Here is a 16,955-nt window from a genome sequence, read left to right on the forward strand (position 1 = left end):
AGTCATTGAATAGAACCCGCCACAAAATAACCGGTATCAAGGGGTCATTCTGGGCTCCAGGCCTGCTTTCAGTACTTCTGTCGGGCTCTCCATCAAATTCTTACACTTGATCAAAATTTTTTTTGTGATCTCTTTTCCATAGAGAAAATCAACCAAGCAAACCTTTCCCATCAATTCCTGCCCATGACTTGCTTAAGCGCTTGGATGACACCGGCATCAGGGTTTTTAGAGTCTGCGCGAATAAGGAAACACGAAATTCCTCCAACATCCAGCGAAACTCACGCAATTCTGCCTCTGCAGAGAGTTCTCTGGGTGAATATTTCTCCACTTGCGCCAAGTAAGGCTCCGCCGCCTTCTGGTATTCAACTTGCAGTTTTCGGTCACGGTTAGGGTCGAGAGCGGCCTTTTCCAAGCGCATTGCGATCGCCTTCAGATAGCGGCCGTACTGGCGCAGCCATGACAGCGGAGTATCAAACAGGCAGCCTCGGTAGAAGAGCCCAGCCAGTTGCTGCTGGATATCCCCCACCGCCATTGCGACCGCCAGGTTTTTCTGCTGTTTGATTTGTTTGCGCAGTGGCACCAGCTGAGCCAGGGCCTTGACCAACAGATCACCAATCTCTTGGGCCACCCCCACCAAGTCACCGTCATTTCCCAAAGCGGCCAGGAATTCAGCTTCGGTGCGCGGCAACTCCTCTTTGGGCCAGAAAACTTCGCGCACGGCTGCCATCAGGATGTCGTCAGCTACCTCCTCACGGCGCCCCAGATCCGCTGCAGAAAGCCCCAGCTCCTTACCTCGCAACAGCTCTTTGCGCAGATACTTCACCTTCTCCGGCAAGTGCAACAGAGCCAAACGACAAATACCGGCGCGAGTAAGCCTGCGAGCCTCACTGGGGTTATCCAGTAGCTTCAGGGAAACACTGTCTTTTCCTTCAACCAGCGCGGGGTAAGCCCGCACCTTGAGCCCACCCTGGTTGAGGGTGTGGGTCTCTGGAAGATTACCGAAGTCCCAGCGGGAAATACCCTCCCGCTCAAAACTGTCGCCAGCTGTTGCCAGCCCCTGCTGTACCCGATCCCGGTAGCGCGCCTGCAATAGGGCCAAATCCCGATCTTGATCCAGCAATTTACCGGCTTCATCCATCACCTGGATATTGAAACGGTAATAATCTTCCAGGGCCTGTTCCGCAGACTCCCACACCTCATCTGGCAGCTGCTGTGCTGTCTGGCGCTTCAGCTCCAGAGCCAACGACTGCCACAACGGAGTATTGTCTGCACGCAGTCGGGGCAAAGCCTTATCTATCGCAGCCGGCACTGGCACAAAATACTTGCGCCACTGCTTGGGCAGGGCTTTTACCAAAGCGATGCACTTGTCCCGCAAGATGCCCGGCACCAACCAGGAGAGGCGAGCTGCCGGCACCTGGTGCAGCGCTGCAACCGGCACCTGGATACTGACGCCATCATCCACACTGCCAGGCTCAAAGTGATAGCTGAGCGGATAGACAATACCGCTCGCCTGCAACTCATTGGGGAATTGGGCCTCTCCCACATGATCGGCACTCTGCTGCATCAATAAGTCGCGGGGAATAAACAGCAGCTGTGTATCGCTGGATTCCGCTTTCTTGCGCCAGTGCTCAAATCCAGCCAGGTTGACGATATCCGCCGGGATACGCTCATCAAAGAAACGGTACACCACTTCATCATCCACCAGAATATCCCGGCGACGGGATTTGGCTTCCAGCTCTTCCAGGGACTTCAACAGGTCGAGATAGTGCTTATAAAATCGGCCCTTACCGCGATAGCGTTGCTCCACCAGCGCCTGGCGAATAAACACTTCCCGAGAAGTTTGCGGGTCCAGTTTGCCGTAGGGAATTCGGCGTTTTTCCACCAGCACCAAACCGTAAAGGGAGACCTTCTCAAAGGCCATCACCTGCCCGGAGCGCGCGTCAAAATGGGGTTCAAAATAATTGCGCTTAACCAGGTGCTGCGCGGCGGCCAATATCCACTCGGGCTCGACCTTGGCTACGGTATGGGCGAACAAGCGGCTGGTCTCCAGTAACTGGGCAGACACCACCCAGCGGGGAGGTTTTTTAAATTGGCCAGAGCCTGGGAAAATATGGAAACGACGATTGCGGCAGCCGTTAAACTCCTTGTTTTCATCCCGCGCGCCAATATTGCCCAGCAATCCCACCACGATGGCTCGGTGTATCGCTTCGTATTCCGCCGGCTCTTTGTTTTCTTTAACTTCGAGATCGCGACAAGCTACGCGCAACTGATGGTGGATATCTCTCCACTCACGCATACGCAGCCAGGACAGGAAGTTTTTCTGGCACCACTTGCGCAACTGATTTTGACTCAGTTCCTGACGCTGGACTTCAAAGGCATCCCACAGCTGAACGAAGGATAAAAAATCCGATTGTTCATGCTGCCACTGGCGATGCTTTTCATCCGCAGCCTGGCGTTTTTCTGCCGGGCGCTCGCGCGGGTCCTGCACGGCCAGAGCGGCGACAATAATCAAGAGCTCCCGCGCACTGCCATTCTCTGCCCCCGCCAATAACATACGGCTCAGGCGCGGGTCTAAAGGCAACCTAGATAGGGATCGCCCCAATTTAGTGACCCGGCCCTGCTCATCTACCGCCTGTAATTCCTGCAGCAATTTATAGCCGTCATTAATCAGTCGTGGGTCCGGCGGATCGACAAATGGAAACTCGCGGATATCACCGATACGCAACTGCAACATTTGCAGAATGACTGCGGCCAGATTCGTACGCAAAATTTCCGCATCAGTAAATTCCGGGCGCTGCTCAAAATCCCGCTCTTCATACAAGCGCACACAAACACCGGCGCTGACACGGCCACAGCGACCGGCACGCTGGTTGGCGCTGGCCTGGGAAACCGGCTCTATAGGCAGCCGCTGAATTTTACTGCGATAGCTGTAGCGGCTCACTCGTGCAGTACCCGGGTCGATCACATAACGGATACCGGGCACCGTAATAGAGGTCTCCGCCACATTGGTAGCGAGTACGATGCGGCGGCCTTTATGGCCATGGAAAACTTTGGCTTGCTCCGCAAGGCTCAAGCGTGCATACAGGGGCAGGACTTCCAATTGCGCTATCTGCGCATCCCGCAAAGCCTTGGCGCACTCGCGGATTTCCCGCTCGCCGCTCATAAATACCAGGATATCCCCACCGCGCCGACTGCTGGACTTTTCCTCGTGCAGCAACTCCTCCACAGCAGTGACCACCTGCTCGTTGAGATCTGCATCCGTATCCGCTGCGGGGCGATAGTGAACTTCCACCGGGTAAGTACGACCGGAAACCTCGATAATCGGCGCATCGCCAAAGTGCCGGGAAAATTTTTCTAGGTCGATGGTGGCCGAGGTAATTATCAGTTTCAGGTCAGGGCGCTTGGGCAGTATGGTTTTCAAATAGCCCAACAGAAAATCAATATTAAGGCTGCGCTCATGGGCCTCATCGATGATCAACGTATCGTATTTATTTAACAGGGGATCGCGCTGAATTTCAGCCAGCAGGATACCGTCTGTCATCAGTTTGACGTGGGTATGCTCGGTGCTGTGGTCGGTAAAGCGCACCTGGTAACCGACGGACTCTCCCAGGGGCTGCCCCAGCTCCTCAGCAATTCGATTGGCTACAGTGCGCGCGGCAATCCTGCGCGGCTGGGTGTGGCCGATCTGGCCATAAATTCCCCGGCCCAGTGACAGGCAAATTTTTGGCAACTGAGTGGTTTTACCAGAACCGGTTTCACCGGCAATCACTACAACCTGATTTTTCTCGATCTGCTCGGCGATTTCCTCCCGCCGCGCTACCACTGGCAACGACTCCGGCCACTGCACTTCCGGCAACTTGCGCCGGCGCTCCTCCACCAGGGTCTCAGACGCTTGGAGCTGTTGCTCCAATTGGGCCAACATGCGATCTACCGGCTTGCCCTCTTTCTGGCGCCGGCGCACATTTTTGACAGTCCTGCGCAACCCATAGCGGTCACGCCCCATGGTCGCGGAGATTCGGGCCTGCAGCGCCCCCAGTACTTTTTCTGCTTCGGTGTGACTCATAATTCGTACAGCAATGGCAAACGCGGGATTATACCCCCTGAGCACCGCAGGGCTATCAAACCTTATTGTGGCGCTCATCTATACTGGTGCGAATAGCACTTCTTCTGAGGGGCACGGCCTTTACTGCTGGTGCAATTCCTCAGGGTCATACCTTGCGAGCAGTACTATGCAAGAGATCAAGCCCAAGCCCCCCGCCAGCGCAGGCCAGCTATTTGGCCACCCCAAAGGACTCTTCCTGTTGTTTGGTACTGAGATGTGGGAACGTCTCAGCTACTACGGCATGCGTGGTATTTTTGTCTTCTACCTGACCTCTACAGCGACTGCCGCAGTCTTCGGCTGGGAACAACTGACCGATACCGAATTGCAATCCAAAGCCCTCAGCTACCTGGGCTGGTATGCAATGCTGGTCTACCTAACCCCCATTATTGGCGGTTGGATGGCAGATAATCGCTGGGGCCAGCGCCGCTGTATTATGTTCGGCGGCACCTTGATGATGCTGGGGCAGTTCGCCCTGGGATTCCCCCACGGTTGGCTGCCAAATGGCAGCCAAATTTATATGCTATGGATCGGGTTGGCATTGCTGATTATCGGCAACGGTTTCTTCAAGCCAAATATCTCTACCATGGTCGGGGACCTTTACGAGGAAGGTGACCACCGCCGGGATACCGCCTTTACCATTTTTTATATGGGCATCAACCTGGGCTCTATCCTCGGTTACCTACTGGTGGGCTGGATTGGGGAAAAGGTGGATTACCAGCTGGCCTTTATCGTCGCTGGCCTTGGCATGTTAGCCGGCCTAATCCTGCAGATGACCCAAGCCAAGCGCTACCTGGGAGAAATCGGTGTAGAACCTTCTGCGCACCTGGAACTGAAAGACAAGAAAGATGAGGACGTCGATAAGCGCCGCCCGTTGACTCAGGAAGAGCGCGACCGCATCAAAGTTATTTTGGTGCTGGGTGTGTTTATCGTGATTTTTTGGGCCGGCTTTGAGCAGGCTGCCGGCTCAATGAACTTATTCGCCAAATATCGAACCGACCTGAATGTACTGGGGTGGGAAATTCCCGCCAGTTGGCTGCAGATGGTAAACCCTCTGTTTATTATTATCCTCGCGCCAATTATGGCCAGTATCTGGGTAGGCATGGGGGATCGGGAACCTAGCTCACCGGCCAAATTCAGTTTGGGGCTGGTTTTTCTCGGCGTGGGTTTCTTATCCATGTGCGGTGCCGCCCTGCAAATTGGCGATTCAGAGACCATTAAAGCGAGTATTTGGTGGCTGGTATTTGCCTATATTTTCCACACCATTGGCGAACTTTGCCTATCGCCAATTGGGCTCTCTGTCGTAACTAAATTATCTCCGCTGCGCTATTTATCCCTGATGATGGGGCTTTGGTTTGCCTTTATTGGTATTGCCAACAAAGGAGCCGCAGAGATCGGTAAACTCGTCGGTGTATCCGGTCCACTCGCAACCTTTGGCGGAGTAGCCCTGGCCGCTATTATTGCCGGAATTATCCTGTACTTTATTCGCGAGAAACTGGTGGACTGGATGCACGGTGCAGAAGAGGTTCATGTAAAGGTGGGCGAAACCACCAAGGAGGAACTGAGCATCACCGCCGATCACGACGGTGTACCGCCGAAGCATTTTAGCGGTAATGACAAATAAGGGAGCCAACCCATAAAAGGCGTATTTTGCGAGCACGGACCTCGCTCTTTAACGTTATCAGATTCCGGACCGCTAACAGGCGTACGTTTAGCGGTCAAAGATCTCTTTCAATTGAAAGGGGAGAAAAATACGGCAGGCAGCCCCGAGTGGTTCAATACTCACCCTCCTGCCAATAAAACCGCACTTAGCTTGCAGAAATTACTGGAGGCCGGCTCAACCTTTACTGGGTTTACTCACCTTGATGAACTCGCCTACAGCATGCAGGGGAGTAATTTACACTACGGTTCTGCCGACAACCCTAAACTGCCCGGCTATTTTTGTGGGGGTTCCTCTATGGGATCGGCCGCCGCCGTGGCCTCAGGAACAGCCGATATTGGCTTAGGCACCGACACCGGCGGATCGGTGAGGGTACCTGCAAGCTATTGTGGTTTATTCGGCATTCGAACCAGTCACTCACTTATTCCTACCGACGGTGTTATCGGTTTAGCACCCTGCTTTGATACTGTCGGTTGGTTTAGTCAAACTCCTTCATTACTTGTAGACGTCGGCAAAATTCTAATCCCGTCACAGCATTTATCCGCAAATAAAGTAACCCGCCTGGTTACTTGCCCCGAGATCAGTCAACTGGCAGATACGCCTATTCAATCAGCAATCCAGGAATTTATTCCTACATTAAATAATCAATTTTCTATCTGCGAGATTAAACACCTGTCTGACATTGAATTACTGGGCGAGCTGGCGGATGTATTCAGAATTTTGCAGGGCCGCGCCATCGCCAATACTCACGGAGACTGGTTGCGAAAATACCGGCCGGTATTTTCAGAGGACATAGCCACAAGAATTACTATGGCCCTATCAATTACCGATGATGAGATATCCTGGGCCAACGAAAAACGACAACAGTGGTGCAAGTTGATGGAAACATTACTACCGGACAACAGTAGCGTTTTACTAGTACCAACCACCCCCACAACCGCAATTAAGAAAGGGACCGATAGTGAATCCAGAAAATTACAAACAAATCGCCAGCGACTATTGGGTTTAACCGCTATTGCAGGGCTTTGGGGCGCCCCCCAGTGTCATCTGCCGTTGTTTTCTATCGTAGAAAATGGGATTAATACTGGGGGAAAAGAGATAGAGAAACCCAGTGGCTTCTCATTGATAATGACTCCACGAAGCGATTTTTCGCTTCTCTCTCTAGTTGAACAACTAACAAAATCCCTCGAAGGAATAGCAGGCAGCACCTACGGTGCTACCTGAAAAAGCGATCAGCCTTTTAACGCCCTTTAACCAAATAAGCGATGGCTCGATCCAATCCCTCCAGGGTCATCGGATACATATGCCCGTCCACCAGTCTCTGGGTCATACCGATACTGGGAGTATATTGCCAGTACTCCTCTCCTACAGGATTCAACCAGATCAGGTTACTGTAGGTGTCGGTAACACGCTCCATCCAGGCCGCACCGGGCTCTTCATTCATATGTTCGACACTGCCGAAACGACTGGTAATTTCGTAGGGCGCCATAGACGCATCGCCGACAAAAATTACTTTGTAGTCCTTGCCATAGGTGCGCAGTATTTCCAGCAGCGAGGTATTTTCGCTATAGCGCCGCTGATTGTCTTTCCACACATGCTCGTAAACAAAATTGTGGAAATAAAAATATTCGAGATGCTTGAACTCAGAACGACAGGCGGAGAACAGTTCTTCACAGACGCGCACATAGGGGTCCATAGAGCCCCCTACATCGAAAAAGATCAGCACCTTAATCGCATTATGTCGCTCCGGCACCATTTGAATATCCAGTAACCCTGCGTTGCGTGCAGTAGAGGAAATGGTGTTATCCAGATCCAGTTCCTCCGCGGCACCGGTGCGGGCAAATTTGCGCAACTTGCGCAGAGCCACCTGGATATTGCGGGTGCCCAGACTGATACTGTCATCCAGATTTTTAAACTGGCGCTTCTCCCAAACCTTTGACGCCGAGCGATTGCGCCCCTTGCCGCCCACACGGATACCGCCGGGATGATAACCACTATTGCCAAACGGGCTGGTGCCGCCAGTACCAATCCAGCGATTACCACCGCTGTGACGCTTCTTCTGCTCCTCTAGACGCTTTTTAAATTCCTCCAGTAGTTTTTCCAAGCCACCGAGGCTTTGCACCTGGGCCTTTTCCTCTTCGGTCAGCTGTTTCATAAATTCTGCACGCAGCCAGTCCTCGGGAATCATTTGCTCGACAATGTCGTCGAGGGTCTCAAGGTCCTTAAAATAGGCGTCGAAAGCGCGATCAAATTTATCGAAGTGCTTCTCGTCCTTGACGAGGCAAACTCGGGCAAGGAAGTAAAATTCCTCAAGGTCGGCAAATACCAGGCGCTGCTGTAATGCCTCAAGCAGGGCCAGCAGTTCGGTGATGGTTACCGGTAATTTATAGCGGCGTAAATTCTGGAAAAAGCCAATCAGCATAATAATTCGCAGTCAGCACAGGGAAAAAATAACACCCGGTTAAACCGGGCCGAAATCACCGAGGACAACCTAAGCCCTCGGTGACATTAACCAACACAGTTTAGCGATTATCGCGACGGGCCATAAACGCCAGGCGCTCCAGCATATGGACATCCTGCTCGTTTTTCAGCAGGGCACCGTAGAGCGGCGGAATGGCATTGCTGCTATCGCTGTTTTTCAAGATCTCCTCGGGAATATCATCAGCCATCAACAGCTTGAGCCAATCGATCAGTTCGGAGGTCGAAGGCTTTTTCTTCAGGCCTGGAACCTCGCGCAGCTGGAAGAAAATATCCATTGCCTCGGCCACCAACTGCCCTTTGATCTCTGGATAGTGCACATCGACAATTTTGCGCATGGTGTCACGATCGGGGAAGCTGATGTAATGGAAAAAGCAGCGGCGCAAAAAGGCGTCCGGCAACTCTTTCTCATTATTGGAAGTGATAATTACGATGGGGCGCTGCTTGGCCTTGATGGTTTCTCCAGTCTCATAGACAAAGAACTCCATGCGATCCAGCTCAACCAGCAGGTCGTTGGGAAATTCGATATCCGCTTTATCGATTTCATCGATCAGCAGCACCACGCGCTCTTCTGCCGCAAAGGCCTCCCAAAGCTTACCGCGCTTAATGTAGTTGCCAATATCGTGAACCTTATCCACCCCCAGTTGGGAGTCCCGCAGGCGGGATACCGCGTCGTACTCGTACAGGCCCTGCTGGGCTTTGGTGGTGGATTTAATATGCCACTGAATCAGCTTTAGTCCGAGGCTCTCTGCTACCTGCTCGGCGAGCAGTGTTTTGCCGGTGCCGGGCTCACCCTTGATCAATAGTGGGCGCTGCAGGGTAACGGCCGCATTCACCGCCATCTGCAAGTCGTCGGTCGCTACATAGCTTTCGGTACCGGTAAACTTCATAACTGCTCCAATCCTGTCGTCGAGGCTAACTATCTCTTTTAGCGAATGATAATTGAACAACAGGTTGGGGGCGAGGCGGTAACGCTCAATTTGGATGACCAGCTTGCGCTGGGGGAATTTGCCAGTCCCGCAGGGCAAGCCTTGAAAGTACGCGTGGGCTTTCCGAAGCAGCCTAGGCCATCTGGGTACTGCGGCGGTGTACAACCTGGCGACCTTTGCCGGTGATATACCAGCGGATGCCCAGGTGACTGTGAATTTTCCCGACCATCTCCAGCACCAGCAAGCTATTCAAGGCGCGGGCAATAGAATTGGTTTCCATACCGCTGTCCTGCACCATGCCGGAAAGAGACCGAAATACACACTCCCCCGTATTTAACAAATGCAGTACCTGTAGGGCATTGTCATCCAATTTACGGATCTGATTGAAATCGATGGTCGGCCCCTGCTCGGGATCGCCCTCAATTTCATGCTCCAATAGGGGCATCATTTCCAACTGCATGGTGCGCAGTTCCTGCTCCATATTCTCTACTCGGGCACGGGCAATACTGGCGTCGCGCAACTGGCGCCGCGCGGCGTTAAACACGAACATACGGGACGCAATTGCAGCGAGCAGGCAGTAACCGGTAAAAATCAATAAACGCGAGGGGTCACCCTGGATTTCTATCAACAAGTCACTCTGGGTGAATTTAAGGAATATCGGCACCATCAAGGCGCCACACAGCCCCATAATCAGGCAACGTGCGAGCCCCGCTGGATCTTCTTCGGTGAACAGCATTTGATAGTAATTGACCAGCCCACCCAAAATGCCCGAAACCAGCATTACTGCAGTCAATATAAGCAGGTGATCGAGCATCAGTATTCCTCAGCCATTCGGCTCTCACTGCCAATCCGGGCAAGTGGGTATTGAACTGAATATTTCACTCTATTCACGACTGCCCTTGCCCTCTTCCTCTATTAGGTGCGAGGTATTTCCCACATACCGGATACAGCCGCCTCTTGTTGTTACTGGATACCTGGCAGAAAAGTGACACGGCTTTTACATTGTTTTCCATTGCGCCACAGCGGGAACCAGCTTAATAGATATAGCAGCTGTCATTGACTGGGGTTGTCGGTCTAAAGGGTTTTAGCGCCTTTGATACGAGCAACCGAGTGAAGGCCTGGATATAGGCGTCGAGGAGGGACGATGGCTGCGCAAGTGAATTAAAATGCAACAAAAAATACTGGGTGAATGGCTACCCTGCCCTCAGGCATGACAGCCATATCTTGGGTTATTGTTCGTTAAAGTAGGGATCTTCATCAAAGCGACGACGCCTGTCCCGACGAAATCTCATCAGCAAGCTGACAATCCCCCAAACAACCATGATCGCCAGGGCTCCACCCGAAGCGAATATCAAATTGGTAGTGACCTCTGGCGCCGCTCCATTTTCTTCAAACAGCGTTTGATAAACAAATAGCGGCAACACCGGCACAGCAACTGACTCCGCTACAGAGGTCTTTGCCGGCGCCAACAACACTGCCGCAGCCACTAACAGTAGAGTCTGGCGCACCCAACTCCAGCGCCAATTGCGCATAAACCACCAGCCCGCCAACAGCATAACCAGTGTTGAAGCGGCGTATACCATCCAGGCAAATTGGAAATCTTCTGTCATTCTCTCACTCTACTTTCTGGCACACCGATTTAATATCGGGCGAATATGCCAGGGTCCTTTACATCGTCACTCGCTCGGAACCGGCATATTTACGCCGCTTCGCAGACAAAGACTGCCAGCGATAATTAATTCGAAGAATCGAATTAATTATGCGCAATATTCAAAGGCGTTCACAGGTCGCAGTTCCCGTTTGCGATCAACCTTGTTCAACCCAAGAGACAATATGATCCTCCATATCGTCTGGATGAACCGACTCTTCACTGACAACGCGCCCACGCACCGATATCCCCGCCCGATGTACGGATTCCGGGTCCCCCGACACCAATGGGTGCCAGTCTGCAAGAAGGCGCCCTTCCGCAAGACTGCGGTAGGCGCAGGTGAGCGGCAACCAATCAAATTCGGCAATATCCTCTATACGCAACTGAATGCATCCGGGGACATGGGCTTTGCGCTGGCTGTACTTGCTGCACTGGCAGGAATAGGTATCCAACAGGCGACAGGCCACATTAGTGAGGTAGACCTCACCCGTATCCTCATCCTCCAAACTGTGCAGACAGCAGCGACCACAACCGTCACAAAGCTGCTCCCACTCGGATCGACTCATTTGCTCCAGCGTTTTCCGCCGCCAAAAAGGCTCCTGTGCCATTTAGCTCGACTCAGCGTTGCAACTTGCTGTTCTTCAGCGCGATTTCACTCATTTCGGAATCGGCTATTGGCGGCATCTGTAAGTAATAGCCGCGAGTGCGCACCTCTTTGAGCAACTTGTCCGCCTCTGCACGGGCCAGCTTTTTGTCCGGCGTCACCAACATCGTAGTGACGTGCTGCGGCTTGCCGAAAAGCTCCAGTAGATTTTTGGGAACCCTCGCAGTGCCCTCGCGCTTATCCACGTACAGATACATTTCGTCTTTATTTGGACTGCGATAAATATCGCATAAAACTTTCACTTCAATTCCTCTTTACGCAATTGTTTCAGAGCTTCGAGCAAAGGATGGCCAATCACATCGGCCCGCCACCCTCTGAGCCGCCCCTCTAACTCGGGTCGACGGGCCTGGACCAGAGCTTCGAGCTCTTTTTTGCGAATTAATATTTCGGCAGGCAACCCGGCCCGCTCGGCAATAGACACCATCTCAAGTCGCAGTTGCTTGAGGATCTCTCCCTGCTGCCGGTTGAGAGGCTGCTGCATTCGCGCAGGTGGATCGCTTCTCTCACAGGCTTGGGCAACGATTTTTAACAGGGTCTCTCCGTGCTCACGCAAAGCCCGCCCTTCCATACCCAGTTGGCTCAAGGCGCCTCTGTGCCGGGGCAACTGCTGGGCCAGGCCGAGACAGACATTCTCTTTCAACAAGTGATTGCGCGGCATATTCAGCGCCCTGGCCTGCTTTTCGCGCCAGGCACATACATCCTGTAGCACTGCCAGTTGTTTACTGCGCAGGCGCCAGGCACCTTTCACTTTTTGGTAGTAAACCTCAGGTGGGTTCGGGTTCCGAGCCGTGACCACCAATGATGCACAGTCTTCCTGCAACCACTCCAGGCGCCCCTTCGCATTGAGGTCCTTTACCAGTACGCCGTAGAGTACCGGCAACCAAGCGACATCGAGGGCGGCATAGGTTTTCTGTGCATCACTGAGAGGTCTCTGCAGCCAGTCCGAGCGGGTTTCACTCTTGGGCAACTCAATATGCAGTAGCTGGTTAACTGTCGCCGCATAACCTAAGCCTGCTCCCATACCACAGATTGCAGCGGCAATTTGGGTATCAAAAATGGGCTCGGGAATCACGCCCAGCAAGCGCTCAAGGGTTTCCAGGTCCTCACTACAACTGTGCATGATTTTAGTGACAGCGGTATCGAGCAAGAGGTCGCGAAGCGGCTGTAACTCCTCAATCGCCAAATTGTCGATCAGGTAGCAGTGTTTTCCATCACCTACCTGGACCAGGGCCGGTTGGGGATAAAAAGTACGGCTGCGCATAAACTCGGTATCCAGGGCTACCGCACTCTGCTTGCGCCATTCTGCACACAACTCTACCAGCTGCTCGTAACTGTCGACCCAGCGTGGAGTGGTATCTATTTCTGTCATCGATATCACTCAACTGCCGGAAAAAAATGCGGTTCGACTATTAAAGGCGTGGGCGAGAGTGCCGCCATCGATATATTCCAATTCTCCGCCGATGGGCACACCGTGGGCAATCCGGCTCACCGCCACCCCCTGGGCACGAGCTCTCTCCGCGATGTACTGCGCGGTGGCTTCACCTTCTACCGTAGGGTTAGTGGCGACAATAAGTTCGCGCAACTGCTCAGTAGCGAGTCTCTGCTCCAGCAAGTCGATCCCCAGGTCCCCCGGGCCAATACCATCGATGGGCGAGAGATGCCCATGCAGGACAAAGTAGCGACCGTGATAATTACCAGCCTGTTCAATGGCCAGAACATCAGCGGGCGTCTCAACCACGCACAGTGAGTCCTGCTCGCGCCGGCTATTGCTACACAATGAGCAAACGGGCTCCTCTGTCAGGGTGCGACACTGCCCACAGCGCCCCACTTGTTCCACCGCTCGCGCCAAACTCTGGGCCAGCAGTGAGGCAGCTTCGCGGTCTTTTTCCAACAGGTACATCGCCATGCGCTGCGCGGACTTGGGGCCCACACTGGGCAGACAGCGGAGCGCGCGGATCAGCTCTTCAATCAGGGGACTAAACATACAAACTCAAAACCAGTGGATGGCCACTTCTTAAAAGGGGAACTTAAAGCCTTCAGGCAAATTGATACCTGAAGTCAGGTCTCCCATCCCCTGCTTTTGCAGTTCCTGTGTTTTTTCCTCTACACGGCGCACAGCGTCGTTGACCGCAGCGGCTAGCAGGTCTTCCAGCATTTCCTTCTCCTCGGTCATCAGGGAGGGATCAATTTCCACAGATACCACATCGTGGCGACCATTCATCGTCACCTTGACCATACCCGCCCCAGACTCACCGCAGATGCGAAGCTGAGTCAGGTCCTGTTGCATCTTCTGCATTTTTTCCTGCATATCGGCCTGCATTTTCTGGGCCTGCTGCATCAAATCGCCCAAACCTTTCATAGGTAACCTCTATCTTGTGCATGTAGCCCCGGAATAAACCGGGCCCTAATTGTCATTAATCTTCTACTACTAGTGATTCTACGGAGCCCGGCACCAGTTCCGCACTCAATTCTGTCTGTAATTCTTGAACCAGTGGGTCAGCAACCAGTGCATCCTGGGCAGCTTCTAGCCGCGCTTGGCGGGTAGCTGCGACTAATCGGGCGGGGGTACTCCCATGTACCTGCCCTACTTGGATCTGCGCCACCACAGGCTGCTGGAAGAAGTCAGCCAGAGAGTCCCCCAGGCGCCGCTGGTGAACTTCGTCGTAGAGGCTGCTGTAGGATTCATCCAGGGTGAACGAGAGTGTATTGTCCTGCCTGCCCACCATCTCCAAGTGCTGGGCAATAGAGTGCAAAATACCGGTAATACCCAGCTGTCCATACATTACCGGCCAACTGCCAGGCGTTAATGCTTCCAAACGCCCTTTTGGCACTTCCTGACTGCGGCTTTCTACCGGAGCCTCCCGCGAGGTATTCACCGTATTTTGTGGTACTGGTTGCTGTGGTGCCGGCGCCGACTCCACTTCCGCAACTCGCTGGCGCAGCTCGGCCAGGACATCTTTACGCTGGGGACGCTCTTCTGCCACTCCCTGGACAGGGGGCGGGCTTGTAATTTGCTCCGGCTGAGCCTCCGTCACTGGCTCACTGATCATTTCAGTTGGGACTGCCGGCTCTACCTCTCGCCGCTCAGCCTGATGCTTTAACGGTTGTAGGCCCTCCACTGCCTGCGGGGGAGTTAGATCAACCGCTGTAACAGCCTGCGGCTGTGCCGCTTCAGGCTTTTTTGCCGGACTGACCTCCGATACTTCTGGAGCTACAGGAGCCTGTGGCTGTAGCACTTCTGGAGCCGGTGCTGGTGAAACGGGTTCGGAAGCCGATGGCAGTGGTGAACGGGGAATATCCGCAACCCCCTGAGGACGGAAAGCCAACATCCGCAGCAGAGCCATTTCAAAGCCACTGCGCTGATCCGGGGCCAAGGGCAGGTCACGCCGGGCCAGCAGGGCCATTTGGTAATACAGCTGCACATTTTCCGGGGCGATACGCCCAGCTAAATTTCTCAGTCGCTCACCATCACCCAGGGAATTATCGATAGATTGAGGCAACACCTGAGCCACTGCGATACGGTGCAGGTTATCGGCAAGTTCTGCCAGCGCTGCACTGTAATCAGGGGCCTGCTGAGACAACTCAGCAACTGTGGCAAATAAAGCCTGTGCGTCCTCTTCAGACAAGGCTTGCAGCAGCTTCCACACCAAACCGGTATCGATACTGCCCAGCATACCGCGCACTTCTGCCTCAGTAATTTGTCCCCCACCAAATGCGATGGCCTGGTCAGTAAGACTCATCCCATCTCGCATACTGCCATCTGCGGCGCGACCGAGATGCCACAGGGCCCCTTCTTCAAACGGAACCTGTTCCTGCTCCAACACAAACTTCAAGTGCCCCACAACCCGCTCGGGGCTCATATTCTTCAGTTTGAACTGGAGACAGCGGGACAGCACGGTAACCGGCAACTTCTGCGGATCAGTCGTTGCCAGTAGAAACTTCACATGGGGAGGCGGTTCTTCGAGGGTTTTTAACAGCGCGTTAAACGAGCTGTTCGACAACATATGGACTTCGTCGATCAGGTAAACCTTGAAGCGACCCCGGGTCGGTGCGTACTGCACGTTCTCAAGCAGTTCACGAGTATCTTCGACCTTGGTACGCGAGGCTGCATCCACTTCGATCAGGTCGACAAAACGGCCATCGGCAATCTCATTGCAAGTGTGGCACTGGCCACAGGGCTCAGAACTGACTCCCTCTTCACAATTCAGGCACTTGGCCAGGATTCGTGCGATCGTGGTTTTACCCACACCACGGGTACCGGCAAAGAGGTAGGCGTGGTGCAAGCGACCATTATCCAGGGCGTTGATCAACGCCTGGAGAACATGCTCCTGCCCCACCATCTCGCGAAACAGCTTCGGCCGCCACTTCCGTGCCAGTACTTGATAACTCATTCAATCTCCGGTGCTCGACACACCTCTGCAAGGTCTTATTGTCTGCGCCTGTGGCGCGGCCGCCATTATACCGGCATCCACCGTCAGGCATAGAGAATCGGAGAGTGTGACCATTCAAGTTCGATCGTACCTCTCGTAGCGAAACCAATGCTTGTGATATAACTGTGCGCCAGCTCGCACTAAGAACAATCAGTCCATAACTACAGCGAGCAGGGTACGGGGATCACGATCAGTAATGAATAAGGCCAGGAAGACGCTTCTTGAAAGGTTGTTTACCGAGCACGGACAGGCCTTGGTACGCTTTGTCTCTCGCATTGTAAAAAGCCCTGACGATGCCGAGGATATCGCCCAACACGCCTATCTACGCCTGCAAAAACTCAGCGATGAGAAGGAACTTGAGAATCCACGGGCCTACCTCTACCAGATTGCCAATAACCTTGCTGTGGACCAGCTCCGCCGAGGCAAGCTTCATGTAGAGTATGTGAGCCAGCAGATCCCCATGGAGGGTGAGCCCTACACCGACGACCACGCGGACCACCAGTCACCAGAAAGATTGCTGGCAGCCCGTCAGCAGTTGCAGTCGATATACGAAACCATGGACAAGCTGCCCCTTAAGTGTCGCCAGGCCTTTCTATTGCATAGGACCCGGGGCCTCTCCTATAGCGAGATAGCTAAGGAGATGAATATCTCCGTGAGTAGTGTGGAAAAGTATATTTTGCAGGCTTTGAAAGCGTGTCGTAAGAAGGTAACTCCTGAAAGGTGACCTTCAGTCAGTTGCGCCACTTATGACACCTATCCTTAACATAACGATAAAAAGAAGATGAATCACCGGTATTCAAACCTTAGCAGCAGCGCCACAAAATTATTTGAGGGGGGAAGCTGTTCAGCCGTCTCAGCTTCGAAGGGCCGTATTGAGTAAACCTAAATACTCTACATACAACAGAACTTTTTACTGCAATACAGTAAAAACACGTTGGAATTATTTTTTTACTCAAAGGTCCGTGTAGTAAAGGTCGCACAAATTGAGAGACTTTGAGTAATATGCCGCCTTTAGTATCAAAGTACTAAGTTAATTTTCGCAAATCC

14 protein-coding genes are annotated in these 16,955 nt (G+C 53.2%); 3 read left to right on the plus strand and 11 right to left on the minus strand.

Annotation, left to right across the window (positions count from 1 at the left end; translation table 11 throughout):
* Nucleotides 1-148: 148 nt before the first annotated feature.
* Nucleotides 149-4,063 carry an ATP-dependent RNA helicase HrpA gene (gene hrpA, locus ACJJI6_RS12805; protein WP_475710731.1) on the minus strand — a complete coding sequence of 1,305 codons (3,915 nt, stop codon included), beginning with the start codon at nt 4,061-4,063 and terminating at the stop codon, nt 149-151.
* 166 nt (nt 4,064-4,229) lie between these two features.
* Between hrpA and ACJJI6_RS12810 the strand changes: the two genes are divergently transcribed.
* Both ACJJI6_RS12810 and ACJJI6_RS12815 read left to right on the plus strand, forming a co-directional pair.
* Nucleotides 4,230-5,723, plus strand: coding sequence for a peptide MFS transporter (locus tag ACJJI6_RS12810; RefSeq protein WP_413664480.1), 1,494 nt, complete (start codon nt 4,230-4,232; stop codon nt 5,721-5,723).
* Between the two features lie 12 nt (nt 5,724-5,735).
* Nucleotides 5,736-6,983: an amidase family protein gene (locus ACJJI6_RS12815; protein WP_475713454.1), complete on the plus strand. Its 1,248-nt coding sequence runs from the start codon at nt 5,736-5,738 to the stop codon at nt 6,981-6,983.
* Between the two features lie 16 nt (nt 6,984-6,999).
* Here ACJJI6_RS12815 and ACJJI6_RS12820 read toward each other — a convergent pair whose 3' ends face one another.
* The 10 genes from ACJJI6_RS12820 to dnaX form a co-directional block, all read right to left on the minus strand.
* Complete coding sequence (locus ACJJI6_RS12820) at nt 7,000-8,181, minus strand: vWA domain-containing protein (protein ID WP_108731893.1); 1,182 nt, start codon at nt 8,179-8,181, stop codon at nt 7,000-7,002.
* 100 nt (nt 8,182-8,281) lie between these two features.
* Nucleotides 8,282-9,127 (minus strand): AAA family ATPase, encoded by an 846-nt coding sequence (locus ACJJI6_RS12825; protein WP_475710733.1) that lies wholly within the window; start codon nt 9,125-9,127, stop codon nt 8,282-8,284.
* A 172-nt stretch (nt 9,128-9,299) separates the two neighbouring features.
* Nucleotides 9,300-9,980 carry a YEATS-associated helix-containing protein gene (locus ACJJI6_RS12830; protein ID WP_108731891.1) on the minus strand — a complete coding sequence of 227 codons (681 nt, stop codon included), beginning with the start codon at nt 9,978-9,980 and terminating at the stop codon, nt 9,300-9,302.
* A gap of 415 nt (nt 9,981-10,395) precedes the next feature.
* Nucleotides 10,396-10,776 carry a hypothetical protein gene (locus ACJJI6_RS12835; protein ID WP_282934168.1) on the minus strand — a complete coding sequence of 127 codons (381 nt, stop codon included), beginning with the start codon at nt 10,774-10,776 and terminating at the stop codon, nt 10,396-10,398.
* Nucleotides 10,777-10,972: 196 nt separating this feature from the next.
* On the minus strand, nt 10,973-11,422 hold the full coding sequence (locus ACJJI6_RS12840; protein ID WP_475710735.1) for a YcgN family cysteine cluster protein: 450 nt from the start codon (nt 11,420-11,422) through the stop codon (nt 10,973-10,975).
* Between the two features lie 10 nt (nt 11,423-11,432).
* Nucleotides 11,433-11,720: a YcgL domain-containing protein gene (locus tag ACJJI6_RS12845; protein ID WP_444892840.1), complete on the minus strand. Its 288-nt coding sequence runs from the start codon at nt 11,718-11,720 to the stop codon at nt 11,433-11,435.
* A complete protein-coding gene (gene rnd / locus ACJJI6_RS12850) occupies nt 11,717-12,847 on the minus strand; it encodes a ribonuclease D (protein WP_475710736.1) in 1,131 nt (376 codons plus the stop codon). Before rnd ends, ACJJI6_RS12845 begins: the two co-directional genes overlap by 4 nt.
* Before the next feature lie 9 nt (nt 12,848-12,856).
* Nucleotides 12,857-13,462 carry a recombination mediator RecR gene (gene recR, locus ACJJI6_RS12855; protein WP_108731886.1) on the minus strand — a complete coding sequence of 202 codons (606 nt, stop codon included), beginning with the start codon at nt 13,460-13,462 and terminating at the stop codon, nt 12,857-12,859.
* Between the two features lie 30 nt (nt 13,463-13,492).
* On the minus strand, nt 13,493-13,837 hold the full coding sequence (locus tag ACJJI6_RS12860; RefSeq protein ID WP_475710738.1) for a YbaB/EbfC family nucleoid-associated protein: 345 nt from the start codon (nt 13,835-13,837) through the stop codon (nt 13,493-13,495).
* 55 nt (nt 13,838-13,892) lie between these two features.
* Complete coding sequence (gene dnaX / locus ACJJI6_RS12865; RefSeq protein WP_475710740.1) at nt 13,893-15,869, minus strand: DNA polymerase III subunit gamma/tau; 1,977 nt, start codon at nt 15,867-15,869, stop codon at nt 13,893-13,895.
* 235 nt (nt 15,870-16,104) lie between these two features.
* Between dnaX and ACJJI6_RS12870 the strand changes: the two genes are divergently transcribed.
* Nucleotides 16,105-16,632, plus strand: a complete 528-nt coding sequence (locus tag ACJJI6_RS12870) for an RNA polymerase sigma factor (RefSeq protein WP_413664471.1) — start codon at nt 16,105-16,107, stop codon at nt 16,630-16,632.
* Nucleotides 16,633-16,955: the final 323 nt, after the last annotated feature.

Source organism: Microbulbifer maximicatervae (SeqCode), assembly GCF_056232625.1.

Excerpts from the sequence above, each read along its gene's own strand:
- ACJJI6_RS12820 (WP_108731893.1), bottom strand. The coding sequence starts at position 8,181 with ATGCTGATTGGCTTTTTCCAGAATTTACGCCGCTATAAATTACCGGTA.
- ACJJI6_RS12860 (WP_475710738.1), bottom strand. The coding sequence starts at position 13,837 with ATGAAAGGTTTGGGCGATTTGATGCAGCAGGCCCAGAAAATGCAGGCC.
- hrpA (WP_475710731.1), bottom strand. The coding sequence starts at position 4,063 with ATGAGTCACACCGAAGCAGAAAAAGTACTGGGGGCGCTGCAGGCCCGA.
- ACJJI6_RS12835 (WP_282934168.1), bottom strand. The coding sequence starts at position 10,776 with ATGACAGAAGATTTCCAATTTGCCTGGATGGTATACGCCGCTTCAACA.
- ACJJI6_RS12825 (WP_475710733.1), bottom strand. The coding sequence starts at position 9,127 with ATGAAGTTTACCGGTACCGAAAGCTATGTAGCGACCGACGACTTGCAG.
- dnaX (WP_475710740.1), bottom strand. The coding sequence starts at position 15,869 with ATGAGTTATCAAGTACTGGCACGGAAGTGGCGGCCGAAGCTGTTTCGC.
- recR (WP_108731886.1), bottom strand. The coding sequence starts at position 13,462 with ATGTTTAGTCCCCTGATTGAAGAGCTGATCCGCGCGCTCCGCTGTCTG.
- ACJJI6_RS12840 (WP_475710735.1), bottom strand. The coding sequence starts at position 11,422 with ATGGCACAGGAGCCTTTTTGGCGGCGGAAAACGCTGGAGCAAATGAGT.
- ACJJI6_RS12830 (WP_108731891.1), bottom strand. The coding sequence starts at position 9,980 with ATGCTCGATCACCTGCTTATATTGACTGCAGTAATGCTGGTTTCGGGC.
- ACJJI6_RS12810 (WP_413664480.1), top strand. The coding sequence starts at position 4,230 with ATGCAAGAGATCAAGCCCAAGCCCCCCGCCAGCGCAGGCCAGCTATTT.
- rnd (WP_475710736.1), bottom strand. The coding sequence starts at position 12,847 with ATGACAGAAATAGATACCACTCCACGCTGGGTCGACAGTTACGAGCAG.
- ACJJI6_RS12870 (WP_413664471.1), top strand. The coding sequence starts at position 16,105 with ATGAATAAGGCCAGGAAGACGCTTCTTGAAAGGTTGTTTACCGAGCAC.